Origin of the sequence: Microcoleus sp. AR_TQ3_B6 (assembly GCF_036702785.1) — a bacterium.
Lineage (GTDB): Bacteria > Cyanobacteriota > Cyanobacteriia > Cyanobacteriales > Microcoleaceae > Microcoleus.
In genome coordinates this window covers 16,790-43,169 of record NZ_JAUBVJ010000018.1, presented here as the reverse complement: position 1 = coordinate 43,169, position 26,380 = coordinate 16,790, and the positions used below count along the sequence as shown (strand labels likewise).

General features: G+C 45.9%; 25 protein-coding genes, 1 tRNA gene and 1 pseudogene. 14 read left to right on the top strand and 13 right to left on the bottom strand.

Features of this window, described 5'->3' with window-relative positions:
- Window positions 1-27: 27 nt before the first annotated feature.
- The 6 genes from QUB56_RS11580 to QUB56_RS11555 all read right to left on the bottom strand — a co-directional run bounded on the left by QUB56_RS11580 (window position 28) and on the right by QUB56_RS11555 (window position 6,151).
- Window positions 28-627, bottom strand: coding sequence for a peroxiredoxin (locus QUB56_RS11580; RefSeq protein WP_332955289.1), 600 nt, complete (start codon window positions 625-627; stop codon window positions 28-30).
- Between the two features lie 125 nt (window positions 628-752).
- Window positions 753-825 (bottom strand) — tRNA-Met (locus tag QUB56_RS11575).
- Between the two features lie 138 nt (window positions 826-963).
- Window positions 964-3,453, bottom strand: a complete 2,490-nt coding sequence (locus QUB56_RS11570; RefSeq protein ID WP_332955288.1) for a peptidoglycan DD-metalloendopeptidase family protein — start codon at window positions 3,451-3,453, stop codon at window positions 964-966.
- A 564-nt stretch (window positions 3,454-4,017) separates the two neighbouring features.
- Window positions 4,018-4,497 carry a tRNA (cytidine(34)-2'-O)-methyltransferase gene (locus QUB56_RS11565; protein WP_332955287.1) on the bottom strand — a complete coding sequence of 160 codons (480 nt, stop codon included), beginning with the start codon at window positions 4,495-4,497 and terminating at the stop codon, window positions 4,018-4,020.
- Between the two features lie 241 nt (window positions 4,498-4,738).
- On the bottom strand, window positions 4,739-5,890 hold the full coding sequence (gene gshA, locus QUB56_RS11560; RefSeq protein WP_332955286.1) for a glutamate--cysteine ligase: 1,152 nt from the start codon (window positions 5,888-5,890) through the stop codon (window positions 4,739-4,741).
- 9 nt (window positions 5,891-5,899) lie between these two features.
- Window positions 5,900-6,151: a hypothetical protein gene (locus QUB56_RS11555; RefSeq protein ID WP_332955285.1), complete on the bottom strand. Its 252-nt coding sequence runs from the start codon at window positions 6,149-6,151 to the stop codon at window positions 5,900-5,902.
- A gap of 223 nt (window positions 6,152-6,374) precedes the next feature.
- Here QUB56_RS11555 and QUB56_RS11550 point away from each other — a divergent pair, with 223 nt between their 5' ends.
- A complete protein-coding gene (locus QUB56_RS11550; RefSeq protein ID WP_332955284.1) occupies window positions 6,375-7,418 on the top strand; it encodes an AI-2E family transporter in 1,044 nt (347 codons plus the stop codon).
- A 216-nt stretch (window positions 7,419-7,634) separates the two neighbouring features.
- Here QUB56_RS11550 and QUB56_RS11545 read toward each other — a convergent pair.
- Window positions 7,635-8,349, bottom strand: a pseudogene (locus QUB56_RS11545) (IS1 family transposase).
- Between the two features lie 24 nt (window positions 8,350-8,373).
- Window positions 8,374-9,180: a cobyrinic acid a,c-diamide synthase gene (locus QUB56_RS11540; RefSeq protein WP_332955283.1), complete on the bottom strand. Its 807-nt coding sequence runs from the start codon at window positions 9,178-9,180 to the stop codon at window positions 8,374-8,376.
- Between the two features lie 320 nt (window positions 9,181-9,500).
- On the opposite strand from QUB56_RS11540, the gene QUB56_RS11535 reads away from it, so the two are divergent.
- From QUB56_RS11535 to QUB56_RS11525, 3 genes are all read left to right on the top strand, one after another.
- A complete protein-coding gene (locus QUB56_RS11535; RefSeq protein ID WP_332955282.1) occupies window positions 9,501-9,641 on the top strand; it encodes a hypothetical protein in 141 nt (46 codons plus the stop codon).
- Window positions 9,642-9,644: 3 nt separating this feature from the next.
- On the top strand, window positions 9,645-9,854 hold the full coding sequence (locus tag QUB56_RS11530; protein ID WP_332955349.1) for a Mo-dependent nitrogenase C-terminal domain-containing protein: 210 nt from the start codon (window positions 9,645-9,647) through the stop codon (window positions 9,852-9,854).
- 319 nt (window positions 9,855-10,173) lie between these two features.
- Window positions 10,174-11,037 (top strand): Npun_R2479 family HD domain-containing metalloprotein, encoded by an 864-nt coding sequence (locus tag QUB56_RS11525; protein ID WP_332955281.1) that lies wholly within the window; start codon window positions 10,174-10,176, stop codon window positions 11,035-11,037.
- A 145-nt stretch (window positions 11,038-11,182) separates the two neighbouring features.
- On the opposite strand, the gene QUB56_RS11520 is transcribed toward QUB56_RS11525, so the two are convergent.
- Both QUB56_RS11520 and QUB56_RS11515 read right to left on the bottom strand, forming a co-directional pair.
- A complete protein-coding gene (locus QUB56_RS11520; protein WP_332955280.1) occupies window positions 11,183-12,187 on the bottom strand; it encodes an MvdC/MvdD family ATP grasp protein in 1,005 nt (334 codons plus the stop codon).
- A gap of 105 nt (window positions 12,188-12,292) precedes the next feature.
- Window positions 12,293-12,478 carry a hypothetical protein gene (locus QUB56_RS11515; protein ID WP_332955279.1) on the bottom strand — a complete coding sequence of 62 codons (186 nt, stop codon included), beginning with the start codon at window positions 12,476-12,478 and terminating at the stop codon, window positions 12,293-12,295.
- Between the two features lie 209 nt (window positions 12,479-12,687).
- Between QUB56_RS11515 and QUB56_RS11510 the strand changes: the two genes are divergently transcribed.
- From QUB56_RS11510 to QUB56_RS11500, 3 genes are all read left to right on the top strand, one after another.
- Window positions 12,688-13,182, top strand: coding sequence for a hypothetical protein (locus QUB56_RS11510; protein ID WP_332955278.1), 495 nt, complete (start codon window positions 12,688-12,690; stop codon window positions 13,180-13,182).
- A 181-nt stretch (window positions 13,183-13,363) separates the two neighbouring features.
- Complete coding sequence (locus QUB56_RS11505; protein ID WP_332955277.1) at window positions 13,364-14,257, top strand: Rpn family recombination-promoting nuclease/putative transposase; 894 nt, start codon at window positions 13,364-13,366, stop codon at window positions 14,255-14,257.
- 289 nt (window positions 14,258-14,546) lie between these two features.
- The gene (locus QUB56_RS11500; protein WP_332955276.1) at window positions 14,547-16,472 is read left to right on the top strand and encodes an alpha-amylase family glycosyl hydrolase; all 1,926 of its coding nucleotides are present in this window, start codon (window positions 14,547-14,549) and stop codon (window positions 16,470-16,472) included.
- A 324-nt stretch (window positions 16,473-16,796) separates the two neighbouring features.
- On the opposite strand, the gene QUB56_RS11495 is transcribed toward QUB56_RS11500, so the two are convergent.
- Window positions 16,797-17,849 carry a glycosyltransferase family 4 protein gene (locus tag QUB56_RS11495; RefSeq protein WP_332955275.1) on the bottom strand — a complete coding sequence of 351 codons (1,053 nt, stop codon included), beginning with the start codon at window positions 17,847-17,849 and terminating at the stop codon, window positions 16,797-16,799.
- A gap of 321 nt (window positions 17,850-18,170) precedes the next feature.
- On the opposite strand from QUB56_RS11495, the gene QUB56_RS11490 reads away from it, so the two are divergent.
- The 6 genes from QUB56_RS11490 to QUB56_RS11465 all read left to right on the top strand — a co-directional run bounded on the left by QUB56_RS11490 (window position 18,171) and on the right by QUB56_RS11465 (window position 23,777).
- Window positions 18,171-19,055 carry an inositol monophosphatase family protein gene (locus QUB56_RS11490; RefSeq protein WP_332955274.1) on the top strand — a complete coding sequence of 295 codons (885 nt, stop codon included), beginning with the start codon at window positions 18,171-18,173 and terminating at the stop codon, window positions 19,053-19,055.
- A 160-nt stretch (window positions 19,056-19,215) separates the two neighbouring features.
- A complete protein-coding gene (locus QUB56_RS11485; protein WP_332955273.1) occupies window positions 19,216-19,896 on the top strand; it encodes a Crp/Fnr family transcriptional regulator in 681 nt (226 codons plus the stop codon).
- On the top strand, window positions 19,893-21,794 hold the full coding sequence (locus QUB56_RS11480; RefSeq protein WP_332955272.1) for a M61 family metallopeptidase: 1,902 nt from the start codon (window positions 19,893-19,895) through the stop codon (window positions 21,792-21,794). The genes QUB56_RS11485 and QUB56_RS11480 overlap by 4 nt, the downstream gene beginning before the upstream one ends.
- Window positions 21,795-21,949: 155 nt before the next feature.
- Window positions 21,950-22,735, top strand: coding sequence for a transposase (locus QUB56_RS11475; RefSeq protein ID WP_332955271.1), 786 nt, complete (start codon window positions 21,950-21,952; stop codon window positions 22,733-22,735).
- Window positions 22,716-23,144, top strand: coding sequence for a transposase (locus QUB56_RS11470; RefSeq protein ID WP_332955270.1), 429 nt, complete (start codon window positions 22,716-22,718; stop codon window positions 23,142-23,144). Before QUB56_RS11475 ends, QUB56_RS11470 begins: the two co-directional genes overlap by 20 nt.
- 159 nt (window positions 23,145-23,303) lie before the next feature.
- The gene (locus tag QUB56_RS11465) at window positions 23,304-23,777 is read left to right on the top strand and encodes a TerB family tellurite resistance protein (protein ID WP_332955269.1); all 474 of its coding nucleotides are present in this window, start codon (window positions 23,304-23,306) and stop codon (window positions 23,775-23,777) included.
- A gap of 268 nt (window positions 23,778-24,045) precedes the next feature.
- Here the strand turns inward: QUB56_RS11465 and QUB56_RS11460 are convergent, their stop codons facing one another.
- Together QUB56_RS11460 and QUB56_RS11455 are read right to left on the bottom strand one after the other, a co-directional pair.
- The gene (locus QUB56_RS11460) at window positions 24,046-24,438 is read right to left on the bottom strand and encodes a peptidoglycan-binding domain-containing protein (protein WP_332955268.1); all 393 of its coding nucleotides are present in this window, start codon (window positions 24,436-24,438) and stop codon (window positions 24,046-24,048) included.
- 253 nt (window positions 24,439-24,691) lie between these two features.
- Window positions 24,692-24,853: a hypothetical protein gene (locus QUB56_RS11455; protein ID WP_332955267.1), complete on the bottom strand. Its 162-nt coding sequence runs from the start codon at window positions 24,851-24,853 to the stop codon at window positions 24,692-24,694.
- A gap of 85 nt (window positions 24,854-24,938) precedes the next feature.
- Between QUB56_RS11455 and QUB56_RS11450 the strand changes: the two genes are divergently transcribed.
- Entirely contained in the window at window positions 24,939-26,207 is a 1,269-nt protein-coding gene (locus QUB56_RS11450; protein ID WP_332955266.1) for a transposase, read from the top strand.
- Window positions 26,208-26,380 lie beyond the last annotated feature (173 nt).

Genomic DNA, 26,380 nt, shown 5'->3' with positions numbered 1-26,380 from the left:
TGCCGTGTCCCTACAAATATAATGTGCTTAAACAGCAGCAAAGAATACCTTAGACTTGACCGGATCGGGAGTCATAGTCTTGTCACCGGGCTGCCAGCCGGCGGGACAAACTTCATCAGGGTGAGACTGCACGTGTTGGATAGCTTGCAGAGTGCGGAGAGTTTCGTCCACGTTACGGCCGAAGGCAAGATTGTTGATAGTAGAGTGTTGGATGATGCCTTCTTTGTCGATGATGAACAGACCTCTGAGGGCAATGCCTGCTTCTGGGTCGAGGACGTTGTAGTCAGAACTAATTGTTTTTTTGAGGTCAGCAACTAAGGGATAGTTAAGGTCGCCGACACCGCCTGATTTGCGGTCTGTTTGTATCCAAGCCAGGTGAGAGAATTCGCTGTCAACGGATACGCCGAGGATTTCGGTATCGATTTTCTTGAAGTCCTCGTAGCGATCGCTAAATGCTGTAATCTCAGTCGGGCACACAAAGGTGAAGTCCAAGGGGTAGAAGAACAAAACTACATACTTTTTGCCTTTATAGTCGGACAGTTTAACTGTCTTGAATTCCTGATCCACTACGGCTGTTGCTGCGAAATCAGGTGCAGCTTGACCAACCCGGAGGCATTCACTGGTCATAGATTTTTTTCCTTTTTTACGAACTGTTACAAATATATCATACTCATAACGACTACAAGTATCTTCTTGAGAAATCAAAAAAACACGCTCTCAATATTGAGAGCGCGGTTTTTTTGATTAAATCATGGCTCAGGCGGGATTTGAACCTGCGACCTTGGGCTTATGAGTCCCCTGCGCTAACCACTGCGCCACTGAGCCAAATCTACTTCACGATTTACTATCGTAGCACGGTAGGACGAGCTCTGTCTGCTTTTAAAACAACCGAATTTCTAATAACTTCTAGTAAAAGTTATGAGTTTTGGTAATCATTCAAAACCCATAACTTCCGACCAGTCGTTACCGAGAAGCGCTGGACGCATCGTCGGGCAGAAAAGCCATTGGATTGATAGCACCCTGTCCTGCGGGATGAATTTCAAAGTGCAAGTGCGGCCCGGTACTGAAGCCAGTGCTGCCCATTTCTGAAATCTGTTCGCCTTGAGCGACCTTCTGACCCTTTTGCACCAAAATCCGGCTGTTGTGGGCATAGACAGTCTCAGTCCCGTCTGGATGGGTAATTTCCACCAGATACCCGTAGCCGCCGTCATTCCACTGAGCATAGGTAACCACCCCGTCAGATGCTGCCACAATTGGCGTGCCGATCGGCCCTGCAATATCAATTCCCTTGTGCATCCGTCCCCAGCGCCAACCGTAGCCAGAAGTAAGAACGCCCTTAGACGGCCAAATAAACCCGTTAGCCGACTGTTGTTTGCCGTTAGGCAGATAAGTATCAGGGTTGGAAAGCGGAGGCAGTTCCGGAGAAACCATGCGTCCCAAAGACGGGTTGCTCAAGGGGTCGTAACCCTCGGCTCCCAAAGGAGCAGTTGCCACCACAGGCTGCTCCTGAGTAATTCTCGGAGTCAGGTTGATCGGTTGCTGTTCCGCTGCGCGAGCGGGGTCAAAACGCTCTTGCTGCTGCTTCTGAACCTGCTCGGACCAAGCTCTCGATGGGGGTCTGCTGATTTCATTCTGCACCGCCTCAGTATAGTCGGGGGTGTAGAGATAGGGATTGACACTGGGGAGCTCCTCAGACTGGTTGCTCGAGACTCTTGGCGCCTCCGGTCTGTCAGTTGGAGCCAGCGACACCGCATTTGCCCCGATCGAATTGCGCGAGGCACGATATTCCTCTCGCAGCCTGACCACTTCTGCCCTCAAGCGTTCGGAATAAGGGTTGAGAGCTTCGGCAGTGGGGAGAGCCTCCGAATTCGACTCTGGTAAAGCGCTAGTTGGAGCGGCATTTAAACCCTGGGCGCTAGCATTTGGCACGAAGCTGAGCTGCTGCGGGTCGAATCCCGTAGCGCTGGCGGTAGCAGTTGCACTGGCTGGCGAGGGCAGGGCACTGGTGTCAACTGCACCTGTAAATGTTGGTTCGCCTTGAAGATTCAGCTTCCCGGGGTCGCTAATGGTTTGGGAAACTTGAGTTAGGGGAATGCTGTTAACTTGGGGAACCATCGGCGCTGAAATATTGTTCAGACCTTCCAAGTTCGCCAGGGGAGAGACAACCGGGACTGTGGGCGCGGGTGCTGCAACGCCAGCACTGGCTATTTCCGAGGTAGACGAGCTGGGGTTCACCGATGCGGGAACCGAAGTCGCCGACCAGACAGATGTAGAGTTGGAGGCCGAATAAGAGGCTGCCGCCTGCACCACTGGATTATTTGACCGAACTTGGGGAATTTTCAGCCGTTGATTAACATTCAGCAAGTTAGGGTTGCCGAGCTTGTTGGCGGAGATCAGCTCTTTGGGTGATACGCCGTGACCTTTGGCGATCGCATCTAGGGTATCTCCCGGACGCACGCTGTAGAGCACCTCAGCCGACCCGGCGTTACTTCCCGCTGGGGGGACTAGCACAGCCGAGGGCAAACTGGGTGTTGCCAGAGACTGTTCAATTGACTCGAATGCTCGATCGGGCGATGCTGCTTGACCGACCCCGGCATTTGGAATTACAGGTGTGGCCCCGAGGTCGGGAATAGTTGTCTCAGTTGCAGAGCCGGGGGCTGCCAGCCTCGGTGCTGACTCCGGCAAAGATGCCGCAGGTGTAGATAAATTTGCTCCCCCCTCAGACCCTAACTGGGTCCGACCCGCTTCTGTGGTGCGGTTTTCCTGTTTTTTCAAACTGTCGATCGCCCCCTCTGCCTTCGGGATCTCGATCGAACTTTGTTCCGGTACCGGCGTGACAAACGGGGTCGCTGCGGTTGATGGCAGCGCTGTCATGGCAGCACTATCCAACGGCTCGGAGCCAGTCAGATTTAACTTTTCTTCGGGATTGACTGCCCCTGCTAGCTCTAGCGAAGCCACGGCGGTATCGGCGGCGTTCTGTTGTGGCGCGGCTCCCGGAGCCAGAGCAACTGTGAGTTCTTGGCCTACTTGGAGTATGATATCGGGTTTGATGTCGTTGACACTTGCTAGTGCCAACGGTTCAACTGCATAATCCCGAGAAAGCTCCCAAAGGCTTTGCCCCTGCTGTACCTTAACCGCCACCGGGTCAGAAGATGAGCCGGGCTGTTGGGTCCGGGAACCGTCAACTTGTGCGGAGGTAGCGGGCCCGTTGGCCGATACTGGCTGTACTTCAGCGGTGGATTCTGATGTCGGTGCGAGTTCAGACGCGCGAGCGCTGTCTCCATTTCTCGGTAGCAGGATGCCAGAAGCACCTACCGATATTGCCAGCCCGATCGTGGCGAGAGAGCGAACTCTGCCTGTGCTGAGCGTTGTCTGTTTCGACGGTTCTGCAGAACCGTCTCTGTCGATTTCACTAGCCTGAACAGGCTTAATTTGGGGATATGTTCGTTTCAAAAAAACGACCTCCTACTGAGAAGCGCTAACTGTCCTTGGAAACACTCAAGGGGATCGCATGACGCTGAATTTAAATCAACAAGCAAAAATATTCTGATTGTTGACAGCTATCATGCTTAGGCCAGATTACCTTGCTTTTTTAATTTAGACAAGCTCAAACCGTCAAAAATTTTGAAATTCTCGGTCTCAGCTGCTGCAATTAACCCCAAAAGCCTTACACCGCAATAGCTGGAACGAATACATAAAATCTTCGTTCCCGTAAGGCTCTGAACACTTACCTATTATCCGACTGTAAGCTAATTTCCGGACAGGCTACAACCGTATATTTACTAGATATAGTGTTCTGACCCAAGCTGGTGCTCGCTGACGCCCTAAATCGCTAAAATCCTCTGTTTTTGTTCCTGAATCATCTTGCGAGTAATTTGGTGTGGCTGATAACAATCTGTTTTTGAATGAATAAAATATATTAATCTCTGCTATCGAGATTTTCACCGCTTTGATACAAATTTCTTATACTTAAAGGGAGATTTGGCACCCTACAGCAGCTATTAAATATCTATATATTTATGTGTTGATAATGATCGATCCCAGCTCGCCCAACTGTCGTTTAGCCTCAAATAAACCTACAGCCGCACTGACGGAGAGGTTCAAACTCCTGACTCCAGGCTGGCTCATAGGAATAAAAACTGTGGCGTCGCAGGCATCTAAAACGAATTGGGGAATCCCTACAGTTTCCGAACCAAACATCAGCCAGTCGCTGGGCTGAAATTGGAATTGCGCATAACTGCATCGCCCGCCAGTGCTGAATCCGATCGCTCGTCCCCCGCGCTGCTGCCGATAGGACAGAAAAGCCGCTAAGTCTTCGTGGCAGTGGAGATTGACGTAGGGCCAGTAATCTAAGCCTGCCCGTTTCAGGTAGCGATCGCTAATTTCAAACCCCAGCGGGCCCACTAAATGCAGTTCCGTGCCTGTGGCAGCGCAAGTGCGGGCGATATTGCCAGTATTCGGGGGGATTTGCGGGTGAATCAAGACAAGTTGGGGCATGAAGCTAATTAAAAGCGAAAAATACAGCTATTGGGAAATTTATCAAACTACCCAAAGGTAGATATACCTTATAGCTTTTATTTATAACCTTTGTCGAACTCCACTCATTAAATATTCTGATTTGTTTTAAGGGCGGCGCTCTGCAACTTTTTCGCGGGAGGTTCCGGCTATTTTTATTATTGGCTGAGTACGCATACTCTGGGGGCTAGTGAAAGCCCCCGTTATTATAACGGCGGGTACTTCAGGCAACTAACTGGGCGCACAAGTTGTCTTCGAGTTCCCATTCTTGGTGAGACATCCCCTGAATCCCTTGGCGAATAATACTGCGGGTGTCCGAACCGCCCTCGTACAGCTTCAACCACTGCTGGGCGGTGTTGCCTTCCCGGAGAACCTTTTTGAGCGGCGAGAGAAAGCAGCTAAAGCCGCGTTTTTTGGCTATAGGCCACACTTCTCGGTAAATTTCCTCAATCCAATCTCGTGCCAGAATAGTTCTGCCGTCTTGCCAGTGGGTGAGTTCGGCATCCAAACTTTGCCCGGATGCAGCAATTTCGTTGGCGTCTGTGAGGGCAACTAAGTCTTCGTTGCGGGTGGCCGCCGGTAAGGTGCACAGTTCTAACGGGTCTAAGCTGGGGTCTTCCATCATCTGCCAAATGCGAGCTTCTAGTAAGGCAGTGATGGCCAACAAAGCCAGAGGATTGACTTCGAGGTCGCAAATTCTCAGTTCGAGGCGGTTGAGACAGTAGGGGCGGCGATCGCCATTGGGCCGCACTGCAGACCACAAATGGCGGACGTTTTGCATGGTGCCGAGTTCTAGCTGTTCTTCAGTCCACTGGATGTAATGTCTGTGACTTTCAAACAGGGGGACGATGGCGGGAGTTTTGGGAAACAAACCCCACCTAGTGGAATGATAGCCCGTGACTTCGCCGTCGAGGAAGGGGGAAGAGGCGCTCAAGGCAAGGTACAGCGGTGCTTCGACACGGACGAGGCGGATGGCGCGCATCAGCAGTTCTGGTTGGGAGATGCCGATGTTGATGTGAATGCTGGCGGTGACGACTTTGGTGCCGTAGGTTTGCTCTATGTAGGTGTGGTAGGGGTTGTTGGGATCGGACCGATAAAATCGATCGCTCCCCCCGAGAGACAAGGTACTTCCCGGCAGCAAGGTATAGTCGCCCAATTGTTTGAGATACTCGCGCAGACGGACTCGCGGCTTGACTAAAGCGCACAGCAGGCGATCGTAGCTGCACAGCGGGGCGGTCGTGTACTCCACATTGCGGCTATCAGGCTCCCGCACAAATCCCTCTAGATCGGCAACTATGCGATCGGAGAGACCGACAACCTCACCTTCGGGAGTGCCGGTATACATTTCTACTTCAAAGCCTTTTGAGAGCAGCACGTTTATTCCTCAGCTAAGTTGAGTGCTAGTTTCAAGTATCCCAAAAATTGACCTGTTCATACTATCTTCCACAAGGCAGAGTTGAATTTTTTCGCGACTGGCACTGAAAGCCGGTTTTTCGGCGCCGGCTTTGTTTGAGCGTTTGTGTGTTAGTTGCGATCGGGCTGGCACAACAAATACTGCCATCCCAAAGAGTTTCCGAGGCGGTTTTAGACTCAGAAAGGCTGTTTGATTCGATCGCGGGCGTGTTTTATTCGGCATTCGCGATCGCACCTATGCTGAAGAGAACCCACCCCTGCCTCAGACAGAAGTTAGAAAGCACTGCCTACTGCCTTCCTTCTAACTTCTTCCTTCTCCCCTCTTGCTTCTTCCTTCGACAACTGTTTTCTGCCTTGAGGGGGATAGCCACATATCTATCTTGGGTGCGATTCTAAAAGAGGGTTCTGCAATATTTTTGAGTTATTATTAACCCCTGGAAATCCCTGTGAAAGAGCAAGAAAAAACCCCTCCCAATTTTTGGAATATGCTAAGCAATTTAGTCTTAGTTCGGTTTTTGCTTTTATTTGCTTCAGGTTGGGCTGGACTGCAACTTTTAGCTTACTTTGAAACTGCCGTCGCTGTTTTCACGATTGCTGCACTCGTGGCTTTTTTGCTCAACTATCCGGTGCGAACTCTCCAGAGATTTTTACCGCGAAGTTTAGCTGTCGCCTTCGTTGTCTTGCTCACCATTTTAGTTTTTGGCGGTCTCACCGTCACCCTAGGCGTCACTCTTTTATCTCAAGGGCAGCAATTAATTGACAGCATGACTGAATTTGTGAATGCTCTGGCGCCTCTGTCCGAGCGCATCGAAGCATTCCTGCGGGCGAGAAACCTGCAAGTTAACCTGCGAGTTATTGAGGAACAACTGCGAAATCAAGCTTTAGCTGGAGTTGTTTCGAGTATTGCTTTTTTACAAGTATTTTTAACCAATTTATTGAATTTAATATTAATTATGGTGGTAGCCTCTTTCATGTTACTTGATGGAGAGAGGCTGTGGGTGTTGGTTCTCAAATTTATACCTCGACACCTGCACAGGCGTTTAAGTTTAACAATAGAACGAAACTTTTTAGGATTTTTTCAGGCACAAATTCTGTTAATGTTATTTTTGACAACAGCAAGCTTTGTAATTTTCCTACTTTTAGATGTGAAATTTCCTTTGATTTTAGCATTTATTATCGGATTGTTTGATTTAGTTCCGGGAATCGGAGCGACGCTGGGAATTAGCTTAGTGTGTTTTATTGTATTGTCTCAAAATGTGTGGCTAGCTTTAAAAGTCTTGGCAGCTTGCATTGTTTTGCAGCAAATTCAAGACAACTTTATTCATCCGAGACTCATGCAAAATTCCCTTAACCTCAATCCGGTAGTAGTGTTTTTTGCACTGTTAGTAGGCGCTAGAGCCGCAGGACTTTTAGGCATATTTCTGGCTATTCCCCTCGCGGGTGTGATAGTTAGCTGGTTTGAAATTGAAGAAATGCAAGGGGAAGGTTAATTGCTCGATCCCTCCTATTTTCTATCAAATCCGGCTGAAAAACCAAGTTTTAAGCAGCCGACTAGAACCCGAATGCCTAGAACAACTCTCCTTTGCGTAACGCCAAACTAAAAGTAAATAGAAAAAAGCAACGTAGGGTGCGCTGATGCGTGCGCACCTTACTGCGTAAATTCAATGAATAAATTGCAAGTCAGTAGGAAATCTGGCATTGCTGAATTAAGGGATGAAGCGATCGGGTTCAGGGACATCACCAAACATGAGGTAATGAATTAATAGACTCTTCGAGGGAGCCAGCATTTCTCACTTACTTGGAATAGGATAAAGTTTTGCAGTGTAGACGAGCTAAATAATGACTGCCGCGCCTGTTCTCTCCTTGTAATCTGGTCATATAAGTTTGGCTTACAATCGGGCCGCCATTAGAAAGGGAATAAAGATAAACAGACCATCCATCAGTGACGTAAAAATAACAATGCCAATTACTAACAATTTCTCATAAAGGTTGGAAAGTAACAGCACTATCATCTCCTAAGAAGATGACCAAGATGCCTGAAGCGAAAATGGTCTACCGCTTTCCACAGCCAGATGCAAGTTTTTTTTGAGCCGATAAAGGCTTCTACCTCATCGCCTGGAGCCGACCTCAGGAATTTGTTCGCGTGTATAGGCATCTGGCAACTGTTTTCCCACTGCTTTTAGCCAAGTAATAATAGTTGTATGATGAACACGCAATGACCACGCTCAATTGCTCGCAGACCCATGCTATTGACATAGATTTTAAGACATTCACGTTTGAGTTTATAGCTATAGCCACGATTGGTTGTCGGTAGAGCAACTTTCACGGGGCGACCACAATTGCGGCAGAGTTAATGAAAGATTGCCTGTTTTATGTCCATTGTTACTGGTTCTCGTCGAGCAAGCAGTCTGGACATTCCATACTGATTAACCTCAATATCATCCTTTAATTATGCAACGCCGAAAATATTTCTTCTTCTGGTTCGGGAACATAAATGTAATCCCAGTCAAAGCCCAGAGATTGAGCGTGGAGGCTGAGGTCAAATCCGCAGTGAGTAACCATTTCTGTAGTAAAAGTTGCCATGACTAATTCCATAAGTTTTTTGTAAGAAATCTTAGGCTTTTGAACGTAATAGGCGCGTCTGGCAAAAAATATTCTCTCATCTTTCGGCACAATTATGCCATTAATTTTGTGTACGTGTTGAATCGGCTTGATATAGGTTTCAATAAACTGCGACTGATTTTTTTGCAGTCTCGCTAATCTTTCGTGTTGCAACCAGCTCATTTGAAAAACAATTTTAATAAATTCAAAGCCCAAAATGTAGTTAAAAACATTATTGCGTTCTTCTGTACTCAAGACGAAGCGGAGTGCTGATTCTAAATATTGGTCAGTTTTCCGGCACGCTTGTTGAGCTGAGTGGATATAAAATTGTTTGATGTAGCTTCTTAAATCTGATTCGTTTAATTCTTTGTTGACTCGAAATCTGATTAAATACTGTTTGACTCGGTTTAGAGTATCTACATCTTCAAACATTTTTGAAATTAAACCGTCGGCTGTGTAATCATCTAAAAATTCTGCTTGCGAGTCGGGAGTAGATGCGCACAATATGTAACAGAGGGACAAGACATAGCGCCGCTGGTTCCAAGGCAAGCTTTGGGCCCAATCTTTAACTTCTATAGGAAGTTTTTCCAGCACAATATCTGTGTGTCGGCGTTGAGCAAGGTCGGCATCTCTATTTTTTTCTGGAATCATTGCCTGTAACCTTTATCAGTAAGTAGACAGATTACTATATCGCAGATCGTGGGAGGGGGAAGCTGCGACAGAGGGTTACAAGCTATTGTATCTTATTTTCTTGCCATCTATCTAAATATATATTCTGTTGGGTACAGGGCCTGTGATCTGTCTCACATTTTGGGGAATATTAAATCACAAATGCTAGCTCTTCGCATTACATTGTGGGGCCGCGAGTGTCACGTATAAAACTTCTTCTCCTCACCCGACCAACAGCGGGTTTCGTTGATGATTAAGTGGGGTAATTCATAACTTTTTGTTAGTAATGATTTCTGAACTCAATGATGAACTCGACTACAAGTATTTTCCCTGAAAATCATCGCCCAGACTTAACTTTTCGCGATCGCCTCGTGCAACCAGTGCCAAAGTGGCTTCATAGCATGGCAGGGGGAACTCCGCAAGTAGCTCGGTGGTGGTGCTAACTTATATCCGGACGGTGTCCTTTTGAGAGAGATATCCAGTTATTGGGACACCATCTTTTCCACATACCGCATCTGTGCAACCTGAATCCTGTGTATGAGGAATTAATGGGGTTGCGTTTTCCATCGCTCTCATTTTTGGCTGACCCCGCCCAAAAACGGATACAAGTTTCCAACAGGAGGCGTCAGCAACCCAAAATTTTCGACCCTAGTTAAAGCTCCCAGATGTATCTGTGGAGTTAATTTAAAATCTAAAATCGACTGAGGTATGTGGGGAAGATGTAACACCGTACTGCTGATTGAGGGGTGTCATACCTCGATCGCCCATTGATATGAATTATTTACGGGGTGCGTCGCTCTCATAGTTGCCAGAGCGCTAATTTAAGCCATAATCGTTGATAATATCAGTGGATACATCTAGATAGGAGGGGGCATCCATCGGGGCGGTTAAGCCAAAAATAACATCAAACGGTAGCAACAAAAACAATAACTATAAAAATAATTTAATAATATACTTTTGCTCAGGGAAGTGAATATGTTTAACGCAACTGAACTGCTGATTAACGCTTGTGTAAATCTGCTGATTGAAGGCTACAGCCACACTTACGGGGGATGCAAATCTGACTATGGCGAGATTATTGCTTGGGCGGCGAGCATGGCTTTAGAAAATATTGCTAATAGCGATGCTCTTTACCACAATGTCGAACACACTATTTTAGTGACTTTGGTAGGACAAGAAATTCTGCGTGGGAAGCACATCCGCGAAGGGGGTGTTTCCTGCGAAGATTGGCTGCATTTTCACATTGCTATGCTATGTCACGATATCGGGTATGTTAAAGGTGTTTGCCGACAAGATAGAAAAGATTTGGGACTGTATGCGACAGGAATAGGCGATATGAAATTAACTCTGCCTCCGGGGGGGACTGATGCTAGTTTGACGCCTTATCATGTCGATCGGGGAAAAATGTTTATTGACGAGCGTTTTGGCGGTCACAAACTGATTGATGCTGAGCTGGTTAAGCGTAATATTGAGTTGACTCGTTTTCCGGTTCCTGCGGATGAAGATTATCAAGATACTGTGAATTATCCGGGTTTAGTTCGCGCTGCTGATTTAATTGGTCAGTTGAGCGATCCGCGATATTTGCAAAAGATTGCCGCGCTGTTTTACGAGTTTGAGGAGACTGGCCAGAATCGGGTTTTGGGCTATCAGCACCCGGGGGAGTTGCGGGAGGGTTATCCGAAGTTTTATTGGAATGTGGTTTATCGGTATGTGAAGGATGCGATCGGCTATTTGCAACTGACGCAGCAGGGGAAACAATTTGTTGCTAATCTGAGCGCAAATGTGTTCCGGGTGGAGCATTCTGAGGTGCGAGAGTCTGCGGTGGCTGTAGTTAGCTAGGGTTTGGGTAGATGTCGGGCGATCGCACGTGACGGATCGGATTATGTCCCCTGGACCGACCATAATACAATTGCTTTGCAGTGAAGACTTCAGTCCTCATAAAACTCGCTCGGACGGACGTCCTCATTACCAACCTATAGACGATTCAGGAATCCTGTTGATATTGCAGCGCTAAATCTTCGATGAGTTCCACCATTGCGCGAACCATAGGCATTTTAGTGAGAATTCCTATCCAATACCACTGTCCGTTAGGATTGAGTTCGATAAAGTAGAGGGTGTCATCCTCGTCACGAATGATATCGAATGCACCAAAATTTAAACCAAACTCGTCAAGCATTTGATGAAGTTTGTTGAGGTAGTCGAGCGGCAAATTGTCGGGAACGTGAACGAGTTTATCCGGTTCGGTGACGCGCCAATCCAAAGTCACGTCTGAATCGTTGATATGTTTGGCATCAATCCGGCAGACAAAATCATGCTTACCAATTAATGTAACGCGATATTCTGCCTTCTTTTGAATGCGTTTTTGAATAAAAACGGGTGCTAATCGAATGCTCTCTCGAAATGCTAAGAGAGTTTCTACATCAATGGGGCGAGTATAGCAACCGTACTGCTTTTCATCATGTACAAATCCAGCGTAGCGCATCGCTTTAACAATGCACTTTCCCTGTTGTGTCACAAATTCGCAAGCAGCTTCGTATGAATTGGTGACGAGTGTTGGAGGGATAGTAATCCCCAGTTTTTGAGCAATTGGGATTTGGTTGATTCGATGAGATAACAATCTCATATTGTAATAGTTATTGCTCCATCTAGCTTTCGGATATAGTGCAGATAGAGAATAAATTAAATACTCTGTTTCTTCTCGACAATACTTGATAGCACAATCCTCATTAACTTCTGGAAATACTTGATACTCTTCTGGCTTTCGCCACCAAATCACGCCAATATCTTGAACTTTTTTCAAAGAATCTTCAAAACACAAAAAACTTTGACTGGGATTGCCAGAAGCTTGCCATTCATAAAAATAGTGACTTTTTTGAATAAAACTTTCTGAATTCAATCGAATTGCTTTAACATCTGATTTATGCAATTCCTTGATAACGGCACTTGCATGAACATCCGTCTCGGAAGTTACGATTAAAACGTCGATCATATCTAAATCAAATAAAATAAAGTTGACAATGAAAGACCTGTACTACAAAAATTAATACAGGTCTTTCAAGAAAAAAGAGTGCGCTCGAAATACTCCGAGAAAATGCTAATCGTCACTCCGCATGGAACCCTGTCGTTCACATTTAGTGCCAGACATAGATTTGATATTAGAAGTCTGCGTGGTGGGATTGTAGGTAGATGGCTCTTCGGAGATGTCGTACTTTGGCAAGATGCTCAGGTGCATCATCAAAGGATGTGATTTTTTGTTGAGAGCGATCTGGGTAGTCGTCATAAGTTAATTTTTCTTGAGTGATAGTTTTATACTTACAATGCTATAACTTGTAAATTAATCTGCCTAGTCGAAAAAACTCGGATTTAGTCGGATCGTGTAGAAAATTTTAATAAAATTTGAATCGTTTTTGTATTCAAGGCGAAAATAGTCGGATCTAGTCGGATCGAGAGGGTTATAATTTTATTATTGCGAGTTCGTGAGGAAAGCTGATGAACGTTAAAGAAGCACTGGCTTTTACAGATGAAGTGGTCTTTGCCAAAACTGGCAAGCATTTAGATGATATGCAAGTTGGCGTGATTGAGGGCGTTCTGAAACGACAAAAGTACGGGGATATTGCCCAAGAGCTGAACTGTACGGAGGGTTATGCTAAAGATGTGGGCTACGAGCTATGGGAGTTGTTCTCTGATGCTTTTAGAGAAGAGGTTAATAAACTAAATTTGCGATCGGCACTGATTCGCAAGTCAATGATTAGCAACGTTACTGGTGGCGTCATTACTGGTCATCATGTCGCTCATAATCATGTAATCGGATCGCTGAATATCTGCACATCACAGGAAGAGTCGCCTGAGTTTTTGCGGGGAAAGCAGCAGGCGAAAATCGAGGCGATCCAACGCTCGCAAGCAATAGGATTGAGCGACGAGCAAATCGCACAATGTTTGGATCTGACGCTAGAAGAGATTCGACAAGTCGATTTGACAGAATAAAACATAGAGCAAAGGCTAATTGCTGATGGATTCCCCGGCTCAAGCTTGGATAGAGCATCCAATATCGAGTTTTGGCAACTCGCCCACCCCGGAGAGCTGCAGAAAAAAAGATATAGCTGCCAATCCCAACATATCCAACTGGGTTAAAATAATAAGTAAGTCATTTTAAAAGAGATTGACCATGACATTCATTAACCCCAAAACCGATTTTGCATTCAAAAAAATATTCGGTTCCAACGAAAGCAAACCAATTTTAATCAGCTTTCTCAATGCCATGATTTATGATGGCAACCCCACCATCGCCGACCTAGAAATTATCGACCCGTATTTAGCATCGAGAGTTCCGTATCTCAAAGACTCTTACCTGGATGTCAAAGCCAGGCTTGCAGGAGGCGCAATTGTAATTATCGAAATGCAAGTTCTAAATGTAGCATCTTTTGCGAAACGGGTGGTTTACAATGCTGCGAAAACTTACTCTACTCAACTGATTCGCGGTCAAGGTTACTTTAAGTTAAAACCTGTAATTGCTTTGACAATTACAGATTTTGAAATGTTTGACAATGACCAAGAAGTAATTTCTCACTTTGTGTTTAAGGAGAAAAAGCGTTTATTTGATTATGTCGATCCAGAGATTGAACTGATATTTATCGAATTGCCAAAATTCAATAAACAACTGGATGAGTTAGAAACTTTGACTGACAAGTGGATTTTTTTTATGAAAAATGCTCCCACCTTGGAAATAGTGCCATCAACAATGGAAACAGTCTCGGAAATACAGCAAGCCTTTGCGATTGCCAATGAAACTAATTTGAATCCAGAGGAGTTGGCAGATTTAGAAGAACGCGAAAGGTATATTCTGGATCAGCAGGGAATCTTGCTCAAGGGAATTGAAGAAGGACTCGCACAAGGCAGAGAACAAGGCAGAGAAGAAGGCAGAGAAGAAGGAATCGCCCTAGGAATGAGAGAAAAGGCTCTAGAAATTGCTAGGCAACTTCTCAATGTCCTTGACAATCAAACCATTAGTCAAACTACTGGTTTGAGCGTTGAAGATATCCAAAACTTGCGGGAGGAATAGAAAGGAAGGGAAAAAGTGCGATCGCACAATTAGTGTACCTTTTCTCGTTACCAGGCTCAGGCTGGTAGCGCAGGCTTTTGAGGCTGTGGCTCTTTGATTGAGAATTACGCTAAATATTAACTCTCATCCACTTAATTTTCAAGGATGAGTCTGCCCTCTCTCTAAAGGAAGATTTCATTAAACGAGTAAATTCCGTATGATGCTGTAAAAGCCAGTCAGAGGGGAAAGCTATCTCCGACTCTCGCTCTGAATAACTGACTAATCTTAACTATATCAAAAAATACATCTCATGACACCAGTCACTCCCAATCAAACTTCCTCTCAATACGAAGTTAGTGAACCAGAAGAAAAATTTGACTCTCTGGTAGAAGAAGTTAAGCCAGAAAGCGAGCTCGATTTAGAATTCCTCTACACCAGAGACATTGAATTCCGCCAAGAAACAATTTATTTCCTTGTAGTCGATCGCTTTTACGACGGCGACCCCGAAAATAGCGAAGGTCCCAACCCAGAACTTTACGATCCAGAAGGCAAAGATTGGGGCAAATATTGGGGCGGCGACTTGCAGGGAGTTATCGACAAACTCGACTACTTAAAAGATATGGGTGTTACCGCAGTTTGGCTGACTCCACTGTTCGAGCAAGTAGAAGCATTATTTGTCGAACAAGCAGCGATTCACGGCTACTGGATTAAAGATTTCAAGCGACTAAATCCCCGCTTTATTGCCAAAGGCGACAATCCTTCTATCAACCAAACACAAGAAAGTAAAGATACGGTATTTGACAAATTAGTATACGAGTTGCACCAGCGAAACATGAAACTCGTGCTCGATATTGTCTGCAATCACAGCAACCCAGATTTTAGTGGCAAAAAAGGGGAACTCTACGACGACGGCGTAAAAATAGCTGACTTTAACGACGATAAAGATAACTGGTATCACCACTACGGCGAAGTCCAAAACTGGGAAGATGAATGGCAAGTCCAAAACTGCGAACTGTCTGGTTTAGCAACTTTCAACGAAAACAATATTGCATACCGCACTTACATTAAGTCAGCAATTAAACAATGGCTGGACAGAGGTGTTGATGCTTTGCGGGTTGATACAGTCAAGCATATGCCTATTTGGTTTTGGCAGGAATTTAATGCTGACATTTTAACACACAGACCTGATGTTTTCATTTTTGGCGAATGGATTTACAGCGACCCTAGAAACGAGCGTTCTGTGGAATTTGTCAACGAGTCAGGGATGAGTATTTTAGATTTTGGTCTGTGCGTGGCAATTCGAGAAGTATTGGGAAAGGGTGCTGAAGCGGGATTTAGCTTAGTCCAAGATGTACTAGATCTGGATTACCGCTACTACGGGGCGACGGAGTTGATTACTTTTATTGACAACCACGATATGCCGAGGTTTCAGTCGTTGAATCCCGATCCAGAAATGCTGCGGGTGGCGATATGTTTAATAATGACGACTCGCGGTATTCCCTGTATTTATTACGGCACTGAACAGTATCTGCATGATGATACAGAAGGGGGAAATGACCCTTACAACCGCCCGATGATGGAAAAGTGGGATACTGATTCGCCGATTTACCGAGATGTGCGGTTGCTGTCTGGATTGCGGCGGCTGAATCCAGCTATTTCGATGGGGAGTCAGTGGCAAAAATATCTAACTCCTGATGTTTATTGTTACGTGCGCCGCTATCGCGATTCTGTGGTGTTTGTAGCGCTGAATCGTGGCAATTCTGTTACAATAGAAGAGGTTGATACTGAGCTGCCTGATGGAGAGCATACGGAGGTTTTATCGCGCCGCAAGTTTGAAGTTAAAGATGGGAAGCTGTACAATTTAGAGTTGGGTTCCCGGGAAGTAATGATTTTTAGCCGCGTCGGAGAGCGAATTAAGGCAAAAACTATCGTGCGGGCGCAGCTTAACAACGTTCAAACTCAGCCTGGTGAAAGAATTGTGGTGATTGGGGATTGTCCGGAACTGGGGAATTGGGATATTGGTAAGGGTTTCCCGTTGGAGTATATCAATACTAATACTTGGTTTGGGGAAATTCCTTTTAATGAAAGTGCCGGGAAGTTGATTACTTATAAGTATGCGCTGCTACGGGAAGGACAGTCGCCACTGCGAGAAAATCTGGTTTGTCGCCGCTGGGTTTTAGTTTCGGAAGGGACTGTGAAATGGCGGGATAAGTGGGCGAGCGGACGGGAGTCTTAATAGTTTTGATTTGTGAGTTTTGAGTGAGACTGTCCTGCATAAACCGGGTTTGATGAACGAAAACACTTCCTTAAGGCTTTCGATTATGTTTTAAAAACTCGGTTTATTTAGTAGGTGCGTAACTGCTGTGAGATTTAATTGGTAACTGCAACTCATAACTCATTACTTTGTAAATATGACTTAGGTAACAAATATTTTGGCTTTTTATGTATAGCAGTAAGGTGTGCATTGTGCACGATCCGGACGTGATTTATAGTGCGCGGTCCGGCGAACCCTCCGGAGGAATGAGTTATGGTGCGCGGCCCGGCGCACCCTACGGTTTTATTAAAGCGATTGCAGCTTCTGGGCTAAAACATCGACATAAGGTTCGCTGCTGTGCTGGTTCACAACCATTTCGTACCCCCGCTGCGCTAGAGATTCAGCTTCTTGAGGATTTTTTAGCAAATGGACGATAGCCTCGCGCAAACCTGCTGCATCTCCCACATCTACCACTTTGGCAATATCCGGGGCTGCTAAATAATCGACCATACCTTGAGTCCGAGTAATGACGACCGGTCGCTTGCAGGCCATTGCTTCCAGCAAACCCTGCACTCCCGCAGAATATTTATTGTCTACCAAACAAATTGCAATTACGTCTGCATCGCGGTAAAGCTGCACTAAATCCGGCCATTCGTAGAATTTGCGGGACATATTTTCTGGCATAGTATCGGGGAAAGCTTGCGATAAAGCTTTGGCATCTTTAGAAAAACCGCTAATTTTTACGTCAACATCTAAGTCAGCAGTTGCTGCTGCTAGGAGTCGGTAGTCGCGCTTTTCTAATCCGACGCTAACAACTGTGTGCCGCTTTTTCTCGCCAGAAACTGGGCCAGGTGTGAAAAATTGGGTGTCTGTCTGTTCTAGAAGCATTAAAATGCGCGATTCAGGTATAGCTAAATAGCTGCGGATGAAGTCACTTTGAGGGCGGGCGTTGACCATGAATACGTCAATTTTGTCAGCCAAACCGAATAGTTTCATGGCGACGCGACCGCGCAGCCGATGGATATTGTGAAAATATACAACTATTTTCGGGCGCTCGGACGATGCACCGCACACCGCCGCCACTGGAATGCCAATGTCCTCGCCGGTACAAAATATTACGTCGTCGCTGCTGACTTGCTCGGACAACTTGCGGGCGGCGGCCCAATGTTCGGGTTTAGAAATAATTTTCGATCGCAGCTTGTCGGTCAACGATATCCCTTCGCCATCCGGAGCGTGGACATTGGCATTTAAGCGGTCTCTGAGGGCTCGCAGGACGTGGCGAGGGCATTTGCCGAGTTTTGCATCGCGGTCAATTCTATCTAGGTCTATTTTGCGACCTAATGCCAAATGGTATTTCAAAGTATTCTCCTTATAATCATGTTGGTGCTGGGACAAATTATCTAACCTCAGAAGATTCTATCCTCTACTGTTGAAATTGCTAGTGCGATCGGTCAGTCGATTTTAGATTTTAGATTTTAGATTTTAGATTTGACTCTACAGATAAATCTGGGGGGTTCTCCCTAATGTGTAAATTTTTGTGAGTACCACCAATCCTGTCTGGGGCTTGTATCGCAACGGCACTGATGGTTAGGGGACCGGGTTTCTCCACACCCGGGCGCAAATCCTGTACCAGTCAAAAACAGTGACACGCGCCGATCGATTCAAAGGACTTAAGCTTTTATGCTGAAGTTAGCTGAAGCATTTATTTTTAACCTCATGTATATTTCTCCAGAGCAAGACCAAAAAATTCGCTACACCCTGCGCGAGTGCGGTCAAGAAGCTTACAAGCTCGCAGCCCAACCTTTTGAAGTTTCCGAGAAAGGACCCAACGACTACGTGACGAGTATCGATCAATACCTAGACCGACAACTATCGGCAGTATTTAGCGCTTTGTTTCCTGAAGACGGCACGATTACCGAGGAAAATGTGGCCTCTAGAGCAGCTTATCGGGCGAATTACCAGCGCCTCTGGTGCATCGATCCGCTGGACGGGACGGAGGGATTTATTCAGGGAAAACAGCACTACGCTTCGATGGTGGGGCTGCTGCAGGAGGGGGAACCGGTCGCCGGTTGGATCTACGCGCCGGCTTTTGACCAAATGTATTTCGGCGGCAAAGATTGGGGATTATTCCAAACTGCAGGAGCCCAAGCGCCTCAGCCGATGGCACTTTGCAAACCTCCGGCTCCGACAGCGGAAAATTGTAAAATTATTCTCGGCGACACAGACCAGAAAAACTACGCCCGGGCGATCGCCCAAAGCATCCCGGGAGCAGAATTTTACTCGCTGGGTAGCTTTGGCTTAAAAGTTATGGAAATCCTAGAAGGTCGGGCCGGTTTGTATCTGTATTTCAACGGCAGAGTTAAAGTGTGGGATACCGTCGGCCCTGTGGCTCTAGCAAAAGCAGCCGGATTGGTTTGTTGCGACTTGCAAGGTCAACCGCTGAGGTGGACGGCAGATGCGATCGAGCCGGAGACTCTGGCCCACACACAGTCAATCGCGATCGGCTGGCCGGACTATATAGAACCTCTGTTGGGCAAAGTTCAACAGGCAGTGGCAGGCTTGTAAACCCGTTTAAGATTAAAGAATCTATCAATTTTACATGAAGCGCGCCTCTGCACCCTTATCATCAATTAAAGGAGCAACGGATTGTTTGTGTTCCCAAACATCGATCCTTCCCTAGCTGTTGGGTGTCGCCTAATCATATTTCCCACCTCCGCGAGTTTGCATGAAGACAGAAGCTTTCAGTGAGCTATTCCCTCTATTTAAGGGTGCTAACCCAGAAACCTTGGGAGGGCTGCTATCAAATGCCGTCAAGCATGAGTATCCCCCGGGCCGAGCTGTGGTGATGGAGGATTCTTGGGGCAACGCGATTTACTTTGTCGTGTCTGGCTGGGTAAAAGTCCGGCGTTTGTCAGACGATCGAGCTGTATCAATGGCTATTTTAGGACGGGGTGCCTTCTTCGGCGAAATGGCAATTCTTGACGAATCTCCCCGATCGAATGACGTACTTGCTCTCTCGCCGGTGCGGCTGCTGAGCGTCACAGCTCAGCGATTTATCCAAACCCTGTTTAAAGACCCGCAATTGCACCACCGGATGCTGCAACTGATGGTGCGGCGGCTCCGCCAAACCAATCACCGCTATCAACTCCGAAACCGCCAGCCAGCGGTTAAACTAGCAAATACTTTAGTCGAGCTGGCAGAAAACTACGGTCAGAAAACTGCTGAGGGCAAAGATATCTTCAATATTCCTTATGAAGATTTAGCTGATGTGACAGATATCACCCTAGAGGAAACCAGCAAAATTATGGAAAAACTCGATAGTAAAGGTTGGATCAAAATCGATCCCGACCGCCAAACTATCCATTTGATCAACCTCAAGCACTTGATTAATTTGGCAAGTCAATGACTGATGTTACTTCTGTGGATGCCTCCTCCGCGGCCGGCAACCGCGAGGGGCAACTAACTGCACCGACAATTCACTATTCGGTGGCGATGCCCAATCCTGAATCCCACCTGTTTGAAGTGACTTTGCGCGTGCAAGGTTGGTCGGAGCCGGTTCTGGATTTAAAAATGCCTGTCTGGACTCCCGGTTCTTATTTGGTTCGAGAGTACGCCCGCCACCTGCAAGATTTTAGCTCGCTATCAGGCGATCGAGCTTTACCTTGGCGCAAGAAAAGCAAAAATAACTGGCAAATCGAGACCGATTCGGTGTCAGATATTACGGTTCGCTACCGCATTTTTGCCAACGAACTGACAGTGCGAACCAATCATTTAGACTCGACTCACGGTTATTTCAATCCAGCGGCTTTGTGCTTTTTCTTGCCCGGTTTTGAGCGCCACTGCTACACGGTGACGGTTGTGCCGCCTCAGCCCCAATGGCGCACCGTTACTACTTTGCCACCTGTTTCTGACCAAAATCTTACTTTCGCTGCTGCGGATTTTGACACTCTGGTAGACAGTCCTTTTGAGATTGGCTATCACGAAGTGTACGAGTTTGAAGTGATGGGAAAACCACACCAGCTAGTTGTTTGGGGAAAAGGCAATTTAGAACCGGAGCGGGCGATTCGAGACATCCAAAAAGTTATCGAAGTCGAGGCAAAAATGTTCGGCGGTTTACCTTACGAACGCTATGTGTTTTTGCTGCATTTGTCCGGCTCGGGCTTTGGTGGTTTGGAACACAAGGAGTGCTGCACTCTCAACTATCCGCGTTTTAGTTTTCGGGCTAAGGAAAAGTATGAACGCTTTATTCAGTTGGTGGCTCATGAGTTTTTTCACCTCTGGAATGTCAAGCGCATTCGACCGAAAGCTCTGGAAGTATTTGACTACGAAAAAGAGAACTATACTCCTTCTTTATGGTTTTCTGAAGGCACGACCAGTTATTACGATTTGGTGATTCCTTTTCGAGCTGGTCTCTACAGCGTCAAAGGTTATTTCCAATGTATGGCTAAGGAAATCACTCGCTTGCAGACGACTCCGGGCCGGAGCGTGCAGCCGGTCAGCGAGTCGAGCTGGGATGCTTGGATAAAACTTTATCGCAGGGATGCTAACAGCGACAACTCGCAGATATCGTATTATTTGAAAGGGGAAGTTGTTTCGTTTTTGCTCGATTTGTTGATTCGAGCCAGACACGGCAATTCGCGATCGCTCGACGATGTGATGCGTTTGATGTGGCAGCAGTTTGGCAATGCTAAGAAAGACCAAAACGGCAATTTAGAACAGAAGTCGGGAACAGACGCCAAGCCGGCGCATCTGACATCAAACGGACAGTTAAATGCTCCCAAGCTGCCAGCAGAAATAGGCTTTACTCCCGAAGAGTTGCAAAGTGCGATCGAGTCCGTCGCCGGCATCGATTTGAGCGACTTTTTCGCGCGCTATATTGACGGCACAGAAGAGTTGCCTTACAACAAGTATCTGGAACCTTTCGGGCTCGAACTCATCGCAGGTGAAATTGACCAAACACCTCGCATCGGTTGGACGTTAGGAGCGGAAAACGGGCGGGAAATGGTTAAATTTGTCGAAGCTGAATCTCCGGCACAATTGGCCGGAATTGATGCTGGGGACGAGTTGCTGGCGATCGAAGGTTTTCGGGTAAATGCAGAACAAGCGGGCGAGAGACTAAAAGATTTCAAGCCTGGGGATATCGTCTCGGTGACAGTTTTTCACCAAGACGAATTGCGGACTTGTCGCGTTACTCTCGCCCCGCCGCGACCGACGCGTTACTCGATCGTACCCGTGGAACAGCCCACTCCTGTTCAGAAACAAAACTTTACTGGATGGCTGGGAGTTCCTCTATCGAAACTGTGACCGAAAAGCGAGACGCAAGCCCCCGGCTTCAGACGTGGGGATAAGTCGGTAGCGGTTTCAACCGCCTTGAATATTTGGCTCGTGTCCTATTTCTTGAAAAAGCGTCTGGTTGGTAGTTCAAGGATAGAGTATAACAGAGGAAGGGGGTAAAGCAAGTGTTTAATTTAACCTACGAATTTAAATTGAAACCAACAACAACACAAGTGGCAATCTTTGAAGATTGGCTAGAACAGTGCCGCCGAGTTTACAATTTTGCATTAGCAGAGCGTAAAGATTGGTTGAAATCTCGTAGCTGTCAAATTAATGCTTGCTCTATTCGTTCTGAATATATCATCCCCGCCGACAAACCTACACCAACTTACGCTTGCCAATGTAAAGCTCTAACTCTAGTCAGAGCGATAATACCAGCATTAAATGCAGTTCAAGTACACGTTTTACAGCAAACTATTAAACGTCTTGAACGCGCATTTATAAGTATGTGGGAACAAAAACACGGCTTTCCTCGCTTTAAAAAAGTAGGGGCTATGCGCTCTTTTGTATTCCCTCAGATGGGCGTAGAGCCACTAAAAAATAGTGCTGTCAAGCTGCCTAAGATTGGTTGGGTCAGGTTTCGCCAAAGTCGCGAAATACCAAGTAGTGCGACCATAAAGCAAGTGCGCTTAATTAGGCGTGTATCTGGCTGGTATGCAATGCTAACTTTACCAGGGGAGGTATCGATTCCCAATGTTATTCCACATGGCAACCCAGTGGGGATTGATGTTGGATTAACTAATTTTATTGCAACTTCTAACGGCATTTTGATCGAGCGTCCTAGGTTTTTTATTGATGCAGAACGCAAGCTTAAATTGCTGCAACAGCGTGTTAGTAGAAAACGTATTGGCTCGAACAATTGGAAGAGAGCTGCGGAAAAAAGTTGCTCTGTTGCACGAGTACGTCGCTAACTGCCGGAAAGATTGGCACCGCAAGCTATCGCACCAAATCTGCGACGGGGCGGGGATGGTGTTTGTCGAAGACCTGAATCTGGTCGGACGGTCGAGGGCCATGCTAGACAAGCACTGCTTAGATGCTGGGTTTGGGCAATTTTTCAACATATTCGAGCAAACTTGCTTTAAGCACGGTGTATATTTCCAAAAATTAGATGCCAAAAAGACTAGCAAAATCTGTCCCAATTGCCTCAGTGAAACAGGGAAAAAAAAGTTATCTGAACGACTCCATTCGTGTCACAATTGCGGCTATACAAAAGACAGACACGTTGCAGCAGCCCAAGTAGTTTTAATCAGAGGACTTGCAGCCGTAGGGCCTACCGCCTGTGATTCTTGCTTGCAAGTAAATTCGTCGGAATCCCTGTGAAGTAAGAATCCCCGTCCCTTTAGGGCTCGGGAGTGTCAAATAAATGAAGGGGAAGGGGAAAGAAAAGACAAGAAGGCATCAGGCCCAATTCCCAATTACCAATTCCCAATTCCCAATTCCCAATTCTCAATTCCCAATTCCCAATTACCAATTTTGATTATGCAAACCCCACCTCCTCCATCAATTACGCCCCGCCAGATGAATCTGCTGAGAATAGTTGCTTCTATGGCCTGGGCTGACGGCGAACTCGCGACAGAAGAAGTTAATTTAATGCTCGATCGCTTTTGCAGTTTGTTTGCCCCAGATACCGACGGACAACAACTACAACAAGAACTGCGGGATTACATCATGCAAAATATCCCCCTTGACGAGTTGATCGGCCAACTAGAAACTCAAGATGAAAAAGAATTAGTCTTGCAACTCGGCTATGAAGTGATTTCCTCTAGTTCTCGCACTCCCGACGAACCAAAAATTAACGCTGAAGAAGCCGCAGCTTATCAAAAATTAGTGCAGTTGCTGAATCTTCCAGAGGATGCGGTCAAGCGTATTGAAGCAGAAGCATCGGGGGGAGATACTTCGGAGGGAATTGTCGATAAGATGGCTCAAAAATTAGAAAAGTTCATCAAAGGTTAATTTAGGACTTGCGTAAAAGTGATAAGTAAGTCCCTCTAATTAAACGTAAAACGCTTGTCTGTTAGCTCCCCGACTTTTTACTTAAACAAGTCGGGTAGCTGACTGTTACGGAGCGCCATTTTAAGCGTTATTAATGCGGTAACTTGCTCAGAGCGTGCCAAGTTTTAAACCCGACAAATCCATCGGGCGATCAACCTTTATTCGTTTGGAACTGTATCACTGCTACTTTTGTCATTGTCCCACAGAATCCGTCAACAAAACCGAAATACTATCCATTCAATTTCAAGACATTCTGAACAATTTTGACAGCATTACCTGAACAGCCATTCATGACAATCGGCATATTCACAGGTGCACCAGAGTATAGTGCTTGCCACGTTATCGAACCCACAACGCCATCTTCAGCTAAAAAAACGCGGTGTTGATAACCTTTGACGGCGTTTTCCACTTCGACGCCGAAAATACCATCAATCAGACCAAAATAATATCCCCAATCAAATAGAAGCTGTTGCAGTTCCTTGACAGCTTGACCTGTAGAACCGCGCTGTAAAGTGGGTTTCATCAATCCAGTTGTTTGAGCAAATGCTAGATTTGACAGAGAAGTCGTATCGGCGACGAGAGCCCGAGTTTCATTGTTTAGGCTTGTTTCTTCTGTATACACGATCGAAATCTTCCCTGCATTCGAGTTTTTGCCTTTGATATTTCAGGTATAACTAAGAGGTTGTGTGGCTGCACAGTCGCTGTTTATAGTGGCACTTAGGTGCGCCACCACATCTGAGTGTCACTCATTTGAGTTAAGTAGAACTACTTAATTAAACGTAAAATACGTCGCTGTTAATATCAATTCCGGTGCAGCCGGAATTGATATCAGCCATAGCTTGTCTAAAGCATTGAGGTCCGAACAGGGAATTTGCTCAATTTCTCCACACCCAACCTTGTCTGTCAAAGATAACATTTCGACTGACATTGAGTTGTGAGGCTTTGGCTGTGTATGCAGCATTCACCGAAAAACGAGACGGAAGCCCCTGGCTTTTAGACATGGGGAGGAAGTCGGTAGCGGTTTCAACCGCCTTCATTTTTTTGGGGATTGGTTGTTTTATCGTCATATTTGAATCTTCAATCAAGAATACTACGCTAATATAGAGCAAGGAGGAAAACAGAATGTATGGATGCCAGCAAAATCTAATTAGTCCAGACAAAGAATTGAAAGCAGTCTTAGAATTCTTGTGTAGTGAAGCCTCAAAGTTAATTAATTGTGGAACTTATTATGCCAGACAACTATTCTTCAAAACTGGCAGGATACCGAGTAGAGCTAAGCTACATAAAGTTTTAGGAACAGACAATCGAAACATTCATTATAAAGCTTTTTATTCAGATACCGCACAGCAGATACTGACTAGCGTTGCTGAATCTTTCCAATCCTATTTGGGCTTGCTAGCTGGAATCAAAGAAGGAACAGTGACGCAACATCCAAGACTTCCTGGATACAGACAAGGCGGATTAGCACTTGTAACTTTTACAGGTAGATCGGTCAAATTAAAAGATGGAATGTTGCGATTTCCTTTAGGGAAGCAAGTTAAAGCTTGGTTTGGCATAGATGCGTTCTATCTGACGATGCCATCTAACTTAGAATATGCTTCTATTCGAGAGTACAGAATTTTACCCAGAAACGGATGTTTTTATCTAGAATTGGTTTACCAAAAAGAAGCTGTTCAATCCGATGTCAACGTTGATTCTGTATTGATGATCGACCACGGGATGGACAACTGGATAACTTGTGTCAGCAATATTGGAACTTCATTCATCGTAGACGGAAGGCATCTCAAGTCCATCAACCAAGGCTACAACAAACGAGTAGCAACCTTGATGTCTGGAAAAAACAATGGATTCTGGTCGAAAAGACTGGAACGGCTGACCGAAAGCAGAAATAGAACAATGCGGGATGCAGTCAATAAAGCTGCTCGTAAGGTCATCAATCATTGTGTATCTTCCCAGATTGGTACAGTCATATTTGGATGGAACAATAATCAAAAAGATTCGATAAATCTGGGTACAAAGACTAATCAAAAATTTGTGCAAATTCCCACGGGTAGGTTAAAAGATCGAATTGCTCAACTGTGCGAACAGTATGGAATTAAATTTGTAGAAACCGAAGAATCCTATACCTCAAAAACTTCTTTTCTCGATGCTGACGAACTGCCTAATATCGGCGAAAAACCCGAAGGGTGGAAAGCTTCTGGAACCAGAATTAAACGTGGATTGTATCGGACTGCAAAGGGGTGGCTAATTAATGCAGACTGCAATGGGTGTGCAAATATTGGCCGTAAAGTAGCAACAATGCTTGGATTGGATCTAAGTGGAGTTGGTAGAGGTGACTTGTCAGCACCTGTAAGACTTAAATTGTGGTCTTATGAATCCCCTCGCCTTTAGGCATGGGGAGATGTCAAAGAGGGATAGATACCACAGACTACTAAGTAGGTAGGCGGGATTAAACTCAACCATGTAACAGTATGTAAACAGGGCTGACTTAGCCACGCTTAGGGCCGCTGGAGACTTTACAATTTTTTACATAATTGCGTTTTATAGCTACCTGCTTACGATCT

Coding starts and splice junctions, on each gene's coding strand:
- QUB56_RS11580 (WP_332955289.1), bottom strand. CDS start 627: ATGACCAGTGAATGCCTCCGGGTTGGTCAAGCTGCACCTGATTTCGCA.
- QUB56_RS11565 (WP_332955287.1), bottom strand. CDS start 4,497: ATGCCCCAACTTGTCTTGATTCACCCGCAAATCCCCCCGAATACTGGC.
- QUB56_RS11555 (WP_332955285.1), bottom strand. CDS start 6,151: ATGCCGAATAAAACACGCCCGCGATCGAATCAAACAGCCTTTCTGAGT.
- QUB56_RS11540 (WP_332955283.1), bottom strand. CDS start 9,180: ATGATTCCAGAAAAAAATAGAGATGCCGACCTTGCTCAACGCCGACAC.
- QUB56_RS11535 (WP_332955282.1), top strand. CDS start 9,501: ATGATGAACTCGACTACAAGTATTTTCCCTGAAAATCATCGCCCAGAC.
- QUB56_RS11525 (WP_332955281.1), top strand. CDS start 10,174: ATGTTTAACGCAACTGAACTGCTGATTAACGCTTGTGTAAATCTGCTG.
- QUB56_RS11520 (WP_332955280.1), bottom strand. CDS start 12,187: ATGATCGACGTTTTAATCGTAACTTCCGAGACGGATGTTCATGCAAGT.
- QUB56_RS11515 (WP_332955279.1), bottom strand. CDS start 12,478: ATGACGACTACCCAGATCGCTCTCAACAAAAAATCACATCCTTTGATG.
- QUB56_RS11510 (WP_332955278.1), top strand. CDS start 12,688: ATGAACGTTAAAGAAGCACTGGCTTTTACAGATGAAGTGGTCTTTGCC.
- QUB56_RS11505 (WP_332955277.1), top strand. CDS start 13,364: ATGACATTCATTAACCCCAAAACCGATTTTGCATTCAAAAAAATATTC.
- QUB56_RS11500 (WP_332955276.1), top strand. CDS start 14,547: ATGACACCAGTCACTCCCAATCAAACTTCCTCTCAATACGAAGTTAGT.
- QUB56_RS11490 (WP_332955274.1), top strand. CDS start 18,171: ATGCTGAAGTTAGCTGAAGCATTTATTTTTAACCTCATGTATATTTCT.
- QUB56_RS11485 (WP_332955273.1), top strand. CDS start 19,216: ATGAAGACAGAAGCTTTCAGTGAGCTATTCCCTCTATTTAAGGGTGCT.
- QUB56_RS11480 (WP_332955272.1), top strand. CDS start 19,893: ATGACTGATGTTACTTCTGTGGATGCCTCCTCCGCGGCCGGCAACCGC.
- QUB56_RS11465 (WP_332955269.1), top strand. CDS start 23,304: ATGCAAACCCCACCTCCTCCATCAATTACGCCCCGCCAGATGAATCTG.
- QUB56_RS11455 (WP_332955267.1), bottom strand. CDS start 24,853: ATGAAGGCGGTTGAAACCGCTACCGACTTCCTCCCCATGTCTAAAAGC.
- QUB56_RS11450 (WP_332955266.1), top strand. CDS start 24,939: ATGTATGGATGCCAGCAAAATCTAATTAGTCCAGACAAAGAATTGAAA.